Consider the following 11,705-nt stretch of genomic DNA (forward strand, 5'->3'; position numbering starts at 1 on the left):
GGTAGCCGCAGAGTCGGCGAACCTCTTCGCGGAACTGTGCTTTCTGGCGCAGGGAATCGACGGCGTGCTGGTGGCCGTTCTTCTTCGGCATGTCGGACCAAACGCCCATGTTGGCGTTCCACGACTTGCGGTAGTTGTCGCAGTGCAGGATGCCTTGGGCGCAATTCTCTTCGTCGATGACGTAGTTGACGAAATCATCCTTGAGCGCAGGGATACCGATCGCCATCAGATCCGGCGTTACCGGAACGATGTGGACATTCATCAAGCCGACGCCTTCCAGCATCTCCTTTGGGGTCTCGATGACGACGCGGCCGGGGCGGCGGTGGTCGCCGTCGTGGGGCAGGAAGTGGTGGCCCCAGATGTAGCCGTGCTTGTTCATCTCGCCGACGACGTAACTGTACGCCTCGCCGCTGCACTCGAAGTAGTTGATGAAATGGTCCATGAGGCCGACAGCTTGGTGAAACCAAATCGCGATCTCGTCATTGACGCCAAGGTCCCAGAACGTGTTGACCGGGATTTCGGGACGCCACGGCACGCGGGTGATGCGGCCTTGGCTCCGGGCAATCGTCATCTGCTTGGCGAGGATGACGCCTTCGGTGGAAACCTTGAACGCCTCGTCGACGGTGGACGGGTATTCCTGCCACATCATTTCGTCGTCGTCGGAATAGTCGTTCTTGCGGATCTCTACGTACCAGGCGCGCTTTCGATCCGAGATGGGACGGCCAATCTCGCGCTCCAGCTCGTCGAAATACTTGGTGTCTTTCGGAGTGACGACGACGCCCTCAGGGTCGATCTCATACTCGTCAGCGTCCCACCACGACGCGAAATGCAGCCGGTACTGCAGGCGTGTCAGCTTCTTCTTGGCCTCTTTGTTGGCCTTCGCTTCCATGACCATCTTGTAGTAATGGCCGTCGCGCCCTTTGGCCGTACTCTCAATGAAGGTGATCCCCTGTTGAGCCGCAGCGAGAGCGCCTGAAACGATTTTTGCCGCCTTCAGCGGCGATTCGAAGCAGATAATCCCGAACTCGGAGACGTGGAGCCAGTTGAGAGTGTCGCCTCGAGCTGAGGTCGAAACCTGAATCGACGAACCGTTGGTGAATATCTTCTCTTCGGTGTTGTCGACCTTGATGCCGATGTCTTTCCGCAGGAATTCCGGCAAACGTTGATACGCAAACTCGATCTTGTTGCGCATGATCTTGCTGGCGGTGAACTGATCCTGCGCAATGATTGCGCCGCGCTGGTTCTCGTTGAACAGACACGCGTCCAGGATCAATATCTGGATGACGGTGGAGAACCCACGCTGGCGGGCCTTCGGAACGATGTTGCGGTACCAGATCCGCTTGAGAAACTTCTCCTGCGCCTCATTCGGGCGGAAAAGGACCGTGTTGCCGTCTTTATCGAGAATGTAATACAGGTTTCGGATGCGCCACTGAGGGTCCTTGAGCTTTTCAAGGAACTCTTCCTCAGTCATGCCGCGGAGATGCTCATACATTACGCGTCTTCACCCTCGCCGTCCTCGTCGTCGGAGGGTCTGATGGAGTTCGGCGCATCGTCGTCCGGCGCATCCTCAATGGGGGTGAACGTGCTGGGGCCGAGCTTGGACAGGAAGCTCCCGAGCGGGCTTTTCTCGTCGACGTCGTGTTTCAGGTTCTTGGTGTCGCGCCAGTCCACGCCCTTCCGGTTCTTGAGCCAGAAGATTGCGGCTGTGGTGTCTGGTGGCACATGCTCCATCGTCTCGACACGCTGGACCACGCCGCCAGCGGTGACGATCTTCTCGCTGTCGTAGGTGTAGCCGGTGGCGCGACGGAACAGGCTCTGCTCGACGATGGTGTCTGCCAGCTCTTTGCCCACCTCGAGCGCATCGGCAAACTCCGGGTGCTCAATCTTCCAGCGGTGCAAGGTCCGAATGTTGCAGCCGAGCGCGTTGGCGATGTCCATGTCGATCGCGCCGAGCTTCGCCATGGCTTTGGCAACCTCGACGAACTTGTCATCCCAGATCGTCGGACGGCCTGCGCCGCGAGGGTCGCGATGAAACGCCTTGTCGAACGCGGGATGCTCCTCACGCCACCAGGCCAATTCCTCCATGTCGCAGCCCAAGGCTTCGGCGATGTCCTCATCGGTGGCGCCACGGTCTACCAGCTTCGTGGCGATACCGACGAAACGATCATCCCAGATGGCACCGTTGCGAGGCTCAGCGGCAACGGTCTGCTGTGTCGCCTTCTTGCGCGGTTTCTTGGCCTTGGGAGCGGCAACGCCACCCTTCACAGCCTTGCGAGGAGTACGGCTTACCACCTGCCACCTCCCTGCCTCGATCGACGAGCGGCAAGCGCGGCTGCTGCCCCCGATCCGGTTCTACGGTCGAGGCTTTCGATGAGACGATTGGGGACAGGAATAACCGCTGGTGGATCGGCTGAAACAAACCGTTCAACCACCTCCTCCGGCGACTGCGTTTCCACAGATACCGAAGCGTTATTATTATTTATATCTGGTACTGGTACTGGTATTACAACGCAATTGTCGAGCAATTGCTGAACCGGATCATTGATTTTATTTCTCTTTTCCAGTTTTTCGTTAGAATTATCTTTTCGTTTCGATCCGTTTTCAGCTCGTTTTCGCGAGATATTCAGCGCGTTTCCTATTTCAACTTCGGCACGGTGATTGCTGATTTTCTTGTCCCTCGTGATGTAGATTTTGCGCAGTTCGATCAGCTCCTCGAGGAGTGCTTTCACCTTTCTGAGGGAGCAATTCAGCTCACCGGCAAGCCACCGTTCGTTGCGCTCGATCGGTCCGCCCTCGTCGTAAATCAGGTCAAGGATCGTCGTGTACGCGCCACGCTGCTCGAGCGTGAGCTTGCGGTAGCCCTGCAGGGCGTCGCCTTGGTACCGGCGGTGATAGGGCATGGTACGGCGGCTCATGCTGGCGTCCCTTCGAATGGCAGAGAAAGCGCCTCCTGCGGCGGCTGTGGCGAGGCGGGAGGCTGGTCGGCATAGAACGGCACGTCGGCCTCGGCGAACGCTCGCTGGCGAAGCTGACGGCATACGGCGTGGGTGACTTCCTTGCCGGTGAGATGCCAGGCTAGGTCGCGGATCATGTCAGGACGGGTTGAACGGGATGAGCAGGCGACGCGGTGCCTGTTGCATTCAGCTCTCAGCTCTTCCGCCCACAGCATGTCGAGCATCGATGTTGCCCGGGGGATTCGAGATAGGTCTTTGCGACGATCAAAGTCCCACGCGTCGCCGTGGCGACCATAATTCCAATCGCTCATCTCGGGTTTGGGGTAGCGCCAAATGTTCTTGCGACGGCTGAATCGCTTGCCGAAAAACAAGGGATGGTTCAGATGCCGCTCGGGCGTGTGGTCACTATCCCAATATGGTTCTCGGAAATCTGCGAAATGCTTCTCGTGGGCCGCGACGGCGACGAAGTGGCACACGTCGTTGAACGCCTTCCACTGCTCGTCGAGGCGCTTGAGAACGTCCTTCCGGGATTTGATCTCAACACCAACGATGTGCTCTTTGGTCACAGCGGCAACGTCGATACGGTTCGACCCCTGCCCCGCAACGTTAAGTTCGTGAACGATACGGGCGTCTGGCAGCAGCTCGCGAAGGCGGGCGACGACGACATCGCGGATTTCCTGTTCGTCGAGGGAGCGCGTCATCTCTGCCCCCTGCTGACCTGTTGGGCCCACGAAACAGCCTCAGCAACGCTATGGAGCGTGACGACAGACGAACCGCGCCAAGCATCGGCGAAAGCTTGTTGGTTGTCGTTGAGCGCTGCGCCGTAACCTTTGTGACCGGATTTGAACTCGACGACATGGGTAACGCCCCGATACCCGACAATCGCGTCGGTCGGCTCGTGCAGGAGGAAGACGCTCATGCCGAACGCCTCGAGCGTCTTCACGATTTCGGGCTCGGCAGCGTCGCGCTTGGCGTTTCGGCGCGCCATCGTGGTGCGCTTCTTCGCTTTCGTGTTTTTGCGGTAGGTTGAGGCTGGGAGGCGTGTCACGTGGCACCAGCTCCCCGCGTCATGTGGAGGTGGGCAACGTGCGCAGCGATGTAATCGACGCCCCATTCCTCACCATGGGCGGTGAAAACCTCTTTCGCCTGATGCTGGACGCGCAGAAGCAATGCCAAGGGGCACTTCAACAGCCAGTCGCGGCGCTCTGCAGATGATGCCTTCGCTAGGATCTCGATGAGCGGCATGTCATCGGGTGGAACAGGAACGGGCTGCAGCCTCGTCGCCGCAAGGAACTCATCGAAGCGATGCTCTACGACTTTCTGGGCCTTTTCGACCGTCGACTCGCTGCCATTGGCGGCGTTCTTTGTCGGGCCTACCCAGACACGGTACCGGAAATACTTCGCCGACAACGGACGGAATACCGCGCCAACAGCCGTGTCGCCGCACCGGGCCAACAGGCGATTGCCTTCATCTTTCCAAATAATCATGCCGCCCTACCTAACTCCGCGATCATGTCGCGGGCGGCTGAGAGGATTTTGGACGGAGTGGAGAGGTCGCGAGTAAGCGCACTGCCCAGGGCGACGTTCTCCTGCTGTATCCTTTCCCAGTCAGTGAAGTGATCCCGCACGAGATTATCCAGTGCAGACCACGCACTTTCCTCGTCCCATTCTGGTTCGTAGTATCCAGATACGGCGCCAACCATCACGGTACCCTTGCGGGGGTGGATTGGGGGCTTGATAAGGACGGGCGCACCAGCCTTCGTCCAATGAAGGATTTCCGCGCCACGCTTGGTAAGGTAATCGCTTCGGGGTTCACACTTTGGGTGGCAACGCCGCCGATCCCAATGTTTTCGAGCGGTTATCAGGTTGCCGTGGTAGTTGTCGCCTCGTTCGGATGGAAACTGTTGGCGCTTATCTCCCAGCAGCGGCAGGAGCGCCGCCGCCCGCTTCGATAACTTCTTGAGGGTGCGTAGGTTCATGCCGCGATCCTCCGAGGCACAGCATTCCGCTCCGCCTGAGAACCAAGGCCGACAGACATCTTGTGATGGCAATCGCAGTAGGATTTCTGATCACGCGTTACCGCGCCGCAGAACAGCGTGTGTTCGCGCTCTCCCGAAACCGGCCACTTGCACTGATTACTCCCCAGCTCGAATAGTTTGAGGTTCAATGGCTCGGGCACAACGAGTGGCGCAGCGGGCTGGACGACGACTGGTTTTACCGGGGCCGGAGCAATCTTGTGCGGCTGGGCGAAATGCCCCCCGGTTCTCAGCAGCACGCCGGATGGCTTTTTCACCCTCGCCTTGGCAACCTCGCGGGCCTTCTCGACCTTCTCTGAGATAGCCGGCGCTTTGCCAGTGAGCGGCACGTCGACGAGCTTTGCAGCGTGACGGTTATAGTGCGAGATGACGGCGTTGCGTGAAATCGTGACCCGGAACTTCCCCGACAGCGCGGCAGCGATCGCAGCGCCGGTACCGGTCGTGGTGGGGTGGATTTTGATGATAGCTGCGGTGCGCTCGTCGGCGCTCAAGCCTTTCCAATGTTTCGTCATGGCTCACTCCATTCCAAGAGCGGCCATGTACGTCTGGAGGATGGTCTCCTCCTCGATACGCTCGTTGGCGTCTTTCTTGCGAAGACGGATTAGGGTGCGGATCGCCTTGGTGTCGTAACCGCGCCCCTTTGCCTCGCCCATCACGTCCTTGATGTCAGCCTGGATCGCTGCCTTCTCTTCCTCGAGACGCTCGACGCGTTCGATGAACTGGCGCAGCTCGGCCGCGGCAACGCCCTCAACGGCGCTTTCTCCGGTCTCTTCTCGGCTGAAAGCTTCTTTCTGTCCGGTCTGCGGAGGGTTATGTGCCCTGCCGATCGCCGCATTGGTCACAGCTCGCGCCGCGCCCTTCATGTTACCCTGTGCAAGTTCACCAGAAATCGTCACCCGTCAGTCCCTTCTAGGCTCTGCAGCGTCACGCGCCGCGCTTTGGCCCGCCGATTGAGCCGGCAGGCTTTGAGTTTCAGTTCGTTGTCGGACAGCATTTTGAGTTTCGCCGTGTCGCGATGCCGGGGGTTCCAGATCGTCACAACGACCCCGGCAGGCTGGGCAATTCGGGCCGCAAACACGCGATTGTCGAAAGACGTCACACCGAACTTCGCGGCTGTTTGGAGCCCCTTCGTCCAGATCAAGGCGCGGATATCGACGATCGACATGCCTGCAGCGGCGCAGAGCGCATGCGCCCTCGCCTTTTCACTCTCAAATTCTTCCATGGTATCGATGTGCAGGATGCGCTGCACGTAACGCGCTACGGCGTGATAACTCACCCGTTCAGGATCATCCGCCGCGTTCGGTTGCATTGCCGCTCCCGCTTTTCAGGAGGTCGCGGGCCTGCACCAAAGCTTCGAGATGGCCGCGCTGCGTCTCGATCTCATGAGCAGGACGAGCGCCCTTCCCTGAGCCGAAACGGCCCAACCACCAGATTTTGCTACGCGCCATCTTGTCGAGGTGCTGCAGGATCATCCGCAGGACCAGCTTATTTTGGCGGGCTTCCTGCATCTGCTGCTGAATGTGGGCTTCTTCTGCTGCGTGAGCGGCGTTTTCCACTGAGGTGCGGCGAAGTCCGTTCACTCACGCCACCTCGCTGAAATTGTCGCGTTCTCGCTGCAGCATTTCGATCTGAGCGTCGATCTCGCGCCGGCGCTGCGCCTGGACGGCTTCCGACACCCACATCGGCGGCTTCGGAAAGGAAGCAGCGAGAAGGCTGGGACCGAACACGGCGATAAGGATTGAGAAATGCTGCACCGACGGCTGAGAGCGCCGGTGCAGCCAGTTCTCTACGCTGGCGGCTGGAATTCCCGTTTTGGCTTCGACGTGGAACGTCGTGGATCGCGGGTATTTCTTGCGCAGCCAGTCAATCAGGCCCGTCACGTCAAACAGAGGTGATGAGCCAGTCCCGCAACTTTGCGGGATCTTCCCTGCGGAAACGGTACGTCGTGACGTGGCATTGTCAAAACGTTGGTGATCCTCTTCGGAGAAACCGAAAGGGCTTCGACCGGTGCGAACGGAAGAAGCAGAGGGATGCGATGGCTGGGCAATCAGGCGAAGGGTTTTGCGGACAGTAGACGCGATCATGGCCAGCCACGCAAACCGCAGGGGAGCGGAATGCTGGGAATGGGGCACCGAAGCGGACGCAATACCTGCCGCTTCGGTGTTGCAGCTCTCGGGGACGTGAGATGCTGCTGGGGTAGGAAATTGGAGAATGTTCAAATGTGCCCCCTGATGTTTGCTGAAATGAATGGTTTCAACCGGCTTGAGCGACGTCATGCGGCATCGGCTCCCTCGGGCGGCTCTTCGTCGAGCTTGCGGATAAAATCGCGAACCTTGTCTTCTGTATCTGGCCAAACACGTCCGCCATTTCGCAGGCGCTCCACGAGCCTGCCGTTGCCAGCAGCGAGGATGCCAAACCGGTGAGGTCCAACACCAGATTTCGGCAAGCAACGTTCAATTTCTTTGAGGAGTTCGGTTTGCATACGAAACTAGATACACGCGATAGCGTGCAAGTCAATGCACGCCATAACGTGCAACACATTTTTTACTGGCGTGCTAAGAACGGAGATATGGAAAAGGGCTGGTACGACCGTTTAGTTGAGGCGATCAAAGGGGATGGGCGCTCAGAGCGAGCGATAAGCCTTGAGGCTAAGTGTGGCCCGAATTACGTCCAGCAGATGATCAGCGGGGGCAAGCGTCCAACAGTCGACAAGCTGATGGCGCTTTTAGATGTTCTTGGGGAGGCTAAAGCCTTCGAAATTCTGACCGGCCAAAAGTTGGTGGACGAGGATCTGGAATTTATAAGGCTTTCCGCTGGCCTCGATCCTGCTCAGAAGCGCGCAGCTCTGGCTTTTTTTCAGACTCTTTTAGAGCGGCAAGGTACTCCAACGCCTCCCGGCGGCTCTCAGGAGTGAGCTTTACCCAAATATCCAGCAGCGCAAGAAAATCTTTCAATTTTACGACCCTTTCCCAGGCCGGAAAAGTGGAACAAAATAAGAACTAAGGCAAGCGTGATTGCATCAAATCTAAATGATTAGTTAATTATTCACAGCGCCCTAAAGTAGCATAAGGGCATAGTTTGGTTGTGTAATATCTTTTAGTTATGGGGGAATACTATGAAGCCACTTAATTGTTTTGCTATGATTTTTGTAGCTGCTACCGCCTGCGCTTGCGCCACCACAAGCGAGATGCCGCTGGCACCGAATATGGTGCGGCTTGACACGCAGGCAAGCGGATTACTCTTCACTTCTACGGCAGGGCAAACCACTCTGGTAAAAGCTGCGGAAGCCACCAAAAGTCGCGGATATACCCATTTTCGCTTAACTGATGCGACAACGGCCCGGGGCTCGCAGATGGTGGGGATGCAGTCTCAGTCATACGGCTCGTACAACAGCGGTTTTTATTCGGGCTCGACGACCTACACTCCGATGCACGCTCCAACCGCGCAAATCGGCGTTACAGTAGTGATGTTTCACTCAAATGAGGCGGGTGCTAAAGGCGCTTTCAGCGTTGCCGAAGTCCTTAAGCAAAAGAAATCGTGAGCGTCCAAACGCACGATTCGGGTGGGGTTTACTCCGCCCAAAAATGATGCACGCTAAGGCGTGTATTTTCTGTTGACTAGCACGCTATAGCGTGCAATTGTCTTTCCATCGACGGTTGCTTCGCCGCAACCGGATTTTACCGATGGAGAGAGACGAATGCGGACCCTGCTTGCTTTGGCGGGAGCGATATCGCTTGCCCTGATTTTCAATGTCGATGACGGCATGAGCCGTTGCACCGCGTCGGTCTCGACGTGCCACTCAACTCTGAACCGTTGAGGTGCCGATCATGAAATTCTGGACCTGCACCGGCTGCGGCAACGTCGAACGCCTCAACATCTTCCCTGACTGCTGCTCCTCCTGCAACAGCCCCATGATCTGCGACGATGGCCGTACCACGAATGGCCGCGTCGAGCCCGATGTTATGGATTGCTTCGAGCTGCGCACCGCCGCGGCTGAGGGCGATCCGGAGGCGAACGTCATTCTCTGGCAGGAGTGCGCGCCTACCCGTTCGTTTGATCAGGATATGATCGACACCCTGTTGCTGCAGAACCGCATCGACATGATGCAGGCCGTTTTCGGGAAAGCGGCATGAGCGAGCTGCCGAAGTTTCCAGAAGCCACTCATATCGCGCTCTACGCCGCGTCGGATCGTTCCACATCACCTGTCACGCAGCAGCTCATCGCTTACACGGCGTTGAGCTATCTGTACCCGGGCGCGGCCCCGCGGTGGCTCGGCGCTGCCGTTGGCTATTCGACCCCGGGCCTCGCTGAGGCGATGTCGTTGATTTACCTCTACGCCAACGCTTTCAGCACAGTCGACGTAGATCACGTCATCGGCGCCATCGTCGCCCCTCTCTACGGTGAGAGGGCGAACTGACGTGAGTAAGCATTCCAACTTCCCCCGCAACAAGCACGACATGTATCTGACGCCCTATGAGGCGGCTTTGCCGCTCCGTCCCTTCTTGGAGGGAGTTGAGACGTTTGCAGAGCCCTGCAGAGCTGATGGCCGGCTGATCCGCTGGCTTGAGAGCTTTGACCTGTCCTGCGTCCACAGCGGCGACATTCAGGACGGCGTTGACGCCCTGACTGATCCTTGGCTCGCTCTTGCCAAGGCAGACACCATCATCACGAACCCACCGTACACTTGGGAAATCCTCGAGGCGATGCTGGTACGGTTCATGAAGATCGCGCCGACCTGGCTTCTTCTCGAGGCAGATTTCGCATTCAACTTGCAGAGCGCGAAGTTCATGCCGATGTGCACCGACATCGTGCCGATCGGGCGTGTGCGCTGGTTCACTGAGACGGAACACGACAGCAAAGACAATTTTGCTTGGTTCCGGTTCCACCAGCAGCATCGCCGTGGCCCGGTGATGCACATCATGCAGCTCATCGACAAGCGCAGCATCCGCAAGATGAAACATCCGGAAATCCAATATCCGGAGTTTGAGCGTGCAGCCTGATCCAGCCCTCACCGCGCTTTTCTGCCTCGCCTTTCCCATCGCCGTATTCGGCGGCGGCTGGCTCATCGGCAGGGCGCACCGGTCTTTCCATGGCCGTTCCCACCTCACCCACATCGAGGCGACGCGCAACGCCATGCTGCGCCAAGCCGATGAATACGATCGCCACCACAGCGCCCGCATGGGCCTCACCAATGGAGAATGAAATGCTCGATAAAGCACAGCACGCAAAGAAGCCAAACCCGGTCGACGTATTCGTCGGGTCAAAGGTACGCGCCCGCCGCAACTCCCTGTCTATTAGCCAGGAGAAGCTTGGTGCGGCCATCGGCGTGACGTTCCAGCAGATCCAGAAATACGAGAAGGGCATGAACCGGATCGGAGCTGGGCGCTTGCAGCAGATCTCCGATGCACTTGGGACCAACCCTGCATTCTTCTTTGATGGAGTGCCGTCGCACGGTGTTTCCAGCAACGTCGATCAGGATGATTTGCTGACGTTCATGCAGCGCGCAGACGGGCTGCGATTGGCCCGCCTCTGGATGAAGATCGGCGATAGCGAAGCCCGCCGCAAGCTTCTTGGCGTGATCGAACTGGTCGCTGCGCACCGCAGCGCCGAATAATTAATCTCCAACTTGAGGACTTCTTATGAAGCCATTGATTGTTTTGATGTTCGCGGCGCTATTCGTCGTGGCATGCCAAGCCAGCAACGCCAAGGCCGCATCTATCCGGCTTTGCACCGGTGCTGAGAGCGGCAACTACTTCGCCGCTGGCGATGCCGTGGTGAAGATGGCGGGCAAATCGCTCACCGTCGTCAACGTGCCGACCGAAGGCACGATTGACAACCTCGAGCGCGTCCTCGATCTCGACCCATCTAACCCCGAAGCGTGCGACGCTATGATCGGCCAGCCTGACGGCCCGGTCTATGTTAGTCGTTCGTCACCGGCCAAGGTGAAGAAGCTGCGGCAGGTGGCAACTCTGCACCGGGAATACCTGCATGTCCTGTGCGGCAAAAAATCCGGCGTAGATGATCTCTCTGACCTGCCAGATGATCCAGCCAAGTATTCCGTTGCGATCGGCGAACCCGGCAGCGGTGCCTGGCTGATCTGGCAGAACATCATTGCCGAAGACGAATCCTACGGGAAGGTTCCGGTTCGCAATGAAGGCAGCACCCTCGCCCTGTCTGCAGTCTCGAGCGGCGAAACAACGTGCATGCTCGTGCCGGCCGGACTGAAAAACGGCACCGTCAATGAAGCCGACCAGATCTATGGCGACACCGTGCTGTTGGCCGGTGCAAAGGATCGCGACTTCGACGATGCCACCGATATCAAGGGCGATCCGCTCTATGAATATCGAGATATCCCAAAAGGTACCTACCCGCGTTCCCTGCAGAGCGGCTGGTTCTCGTCGCGCAGCACGATCTCTTGGCCCGCTGCCATCTTCGTCAACACTGACCGCATCGATAGCAAGACCCTGACAACCTTTGTCCAGGCAGCAGCTCGCGCAGCGCAGGCCGTCAAAGCGGAGTACGGCAATTGATCGCCCGGGCAAAGGCGTGGGCGAAAGAGCGGACGTCGGGGATCATTCTCACGACCGCAACAGCCTTGGTTGTTCTGTCGATTTTCACAGGTTGGATCATCGACGCAGTGCTTGGCTTCTTCGTCCTTCTTCTCCTGCGTCTCGCTCTGCATCTCAACAAGCGCTGACCCGCTCCGGTTTCCCCG

The 11,705-nt window shown here is 58.2% G+C and carries 19 protein-coding genes and 2 pseudogenes; 9 read left to right on the plus strand and 12 right to left on the minus strand.

What is annotated here, in order from left to right; genetic code table 11:
* Window positions 1-10: 10 nt before the first annotated feature.
* The 12 genes and pseudogenes from FY156_06180 to FY156_06235 all read right to left on the minus strand — a co-directional run bounded on the left by FY156_06180 (window position 11) and on the right by FY156_06235 (window position 7,266).
* Window positions 11-1,492 (minus strand): annotated as a pseudogene (locus FY156_06180) (hypothetical protein).
* Entirely contained in the window at window positions 1,492-2,292 is an 801-nt protein-coding gene (locus FY156_06185) for a hypothetical protein (GenBank protein UXS01109.1), read from the minus strand. The pseudogene FY156_06180 and the gene FY156_06185 overlap by 1 nt, the downstream one beginning before the upstream one ends.
* A complete protein-coding gene (locus FY156_06190) occupies window positions 2,286-2,915 on the minus strand; it encodes a YdaU family protein (GenBank protein ID UXS01110.1) in 630 nt (209 codons plus the stop codon). Before FY156_06190 ends, FY156_06185 begins: the two co-directional genes overlap by 7 nt.
* A complete protein-coding gene (locus tag FY156_06195; GenBank protein UXS01111.1) occupies window positions 2,912-3,655 on the minus strand; it encodes a hypothetical protein in 744 nt (247 codons plus the stop codon). The genes FY156_06190 and FY156_06195 overlap by 4 nt, the downstream gene beginning before the upstream one ends.
* Window positions 3,652-3,942, minus strand: coding sequence for a hypothetical protein (locus tag FY156_06200; protein UXS03041.1), 291 nt, complete (start codon window positions 3,940-3,942; stop codon window positions 3,652-3,654). Before FY156_06200 ends, FY156_06195 begins: the two co-directional genes overlap by 4 nt.
* A gap of 56 nt (window positions 3,943-3,998) precedes the next feature.
* Complete coding sequence (locus FY156_06205) at window positions 3,999-4,442, minus strand: hypothetical protein (GenBank protein UXS01112.1); 444 nt, start codon at window positions 4,440-4,442, stop codon at window positions 3,999-4,001.
* Window positions 4,439-4,933, minus strand: a complete 495-nt coding sequence (locus tag FY156_06210) for a hypothetical protein (protein ID UXS01113.1) — start codon at window positions 4,931-4,933, stop codon at window positions 4,439-4,441. The genes FY156_06205 and FY156_06210 overlap by 4 nt, the downstream gene beginning before the upstream one ends.
* The gene (locus tag FY156_06215) at window positions 4,930-5,502 is read right to left on the minus strand and encodes a hypothetical protein (protein ID UXS01114.1); all 573 of its coding nucleotides are present in this window, start codon (window positions 5,500-5,502) and stop codon (window positions 4,930-4,932) included. The genes FY156_06210 and FY156_06215 overlap by 4 nt, the downstream gene beginning before the upstream one ends.
* A gap of 3 nt (window positions 5,503-5,505) precedes the next feature.
* Window positions 5,506-5,817, minus strand: coding sequence for a DUF2312 domain-containing protein (locus tag FY156_06220; protein UXS03042.1), 312 nt, complete (start codon window positions 5,815-5,817; stop codon window positions 5,506-5,508).
* A 65-nt stretch (window positions 5,818-5,882) separates the two neighbouring features.
* Window positions 5,883-6,299 carry a hypothetical protein gene (locus FY156_06225; GenBank protein UXS01115.1) on the minus strand — a complete coding sequence of 139 codons (417 nt, stop codon included), beginning with the start codon at window positions 6,297-6,299 and terminating at the stop codon, window positions 5,883-5,885.
* Entirely contained in the window at window positions 6,277-6,570 is a 294-nt protein-coding gene (locus FY156_06230) for a hypothetical protein (protein UXS01116.1), read from the minus strand. The genes FY156_06225 and FY156_06230 overlap by 23 nt, the downstream gene beginning before the upstream one ends.
* Window positions 6,571-7,266, minus strand: coding sequence for a hypothetical protein (locus FY156_06235; protein ID UXS01117.1), 696 nt, complete (start codon window positions 7,264-7,266; stop codon window positions 6,571-6,573).
* 293 nt (window positions 7,267-7,559) lie between these two features.
* On the opposite strand from FY156_06235, the pseudogene FY156_06240 reads away from it, so the two are divergent.
* From FY156_06240 to FY156_06280, 9 genes and pseudogenes are all read left to right on the plus strand, one after another.
* Window positions 7,560-7,841, plus strand: a pseudogene (locus FY156_06240) (transcriptional regulator).
* Window positions 7,842-8,105: 264 nt separating this feature from the next.
* On the plus strand, window positions 8,106-8,531 hold the full coding sequence (locus FY156_06245; protein UXS01118.1) for a hypothetical protein: 426 nt from the start codon (window positions 8,106-8,108) through the stop codon (window positions 8,529-8,531).
* Window positions 8,532-8,817: 286 nt separating this feature from the next.
* Window positions 8,818-9,123: a hypothetical protein gene (locus tag FY156_06250; protein ID UXS01119.1), complete on the plus strand. Its 306-nt coding sequence runs from the start codon at window positions 8,818-8,820 to the stop codon at window positions 9,121-9,123.
* Entirely contained in the window at window positions 9,120-9,407 is a 288-nt protein-coding gene (locus tag FY156_06255) for a hypothetical protein (protein ID UXS01120.1), read from the plus strand. The genes FY156_06250 and FY156_06255 overlap by 4 nt, the downstream gene beginning before the upstream one ends.
* Before the next feature lies 1 nt (window position 9,408).
* Window positions 9,409-9,990 carry a hypothetical protein gene (locus tag FY156_06260; GenBank protein UXS01121.1) on the plus strand — a complete coding sequence of 194 codons (582 nt, stop codon included), beginning with the start codon at window positions 9,409-9,411 and terminating at the stop codon, window positions 9,988-9,990.
* On the plus strand, window positions 9,980-10,192 hold the full coding sequence (locus FY156_06265; protein UXS01122.1) for a hypothetical protein: 213 nt from the start codon (window positions 9,980-9,982) through the stop codon (window positions 10,190-10,192). The genes FY156_06260 and FY156_06265 overlap by 11 nt, the downstream gene beginning before the upstream one ends.
* Before the next feature lies 1 nt (window position 10,193).
* A complete protein-coding gene (locus FY156_06270; protein ID UXS01123.1) occupies window positions 10,194-10,604 on the plus strand; it encodes a helix-turn-helix transcriptional regulator in 411 nt (136 codons plus the stop codon).
* A 25-nt stretch (window positions 10,605-10,629) separates the two neighbouring features.
* Entirely contained in the window at window positions 10,630-11,520 is an 891-nt protein-coding gene (locus FY156_06275; protein UXS01124.1) for a hypothetical protein, read from the plus strand.
* Window positions 11,517-11,687 carry a hypothetical protein gene (locus FY156_06280; protein UXS01125.1) on the plus strand — a complete coding sequence of 57 codons (171 nt, stop codon included), beginning with the start codon at window positions 11,517-11,519 and terminating at the stop codon, window positions 11,685-11,687. The genes FY156_06275 and FY156_06280 overlap by 4 nt, the downstream gene beginning before the upstream one ends.
* Window positions 11,688-11,705 lie beyond the last annotated feature (18 nt).

It is taken from the genome of Agrobacterium tumefaciens (genome assembly GCA_025559845.1).
Classification (GTDB): Bacteria; Pseudomonadota; Alphaproteobacteria; order Rhizobiales; family Rhizobiaceae; genus Agrobacterium.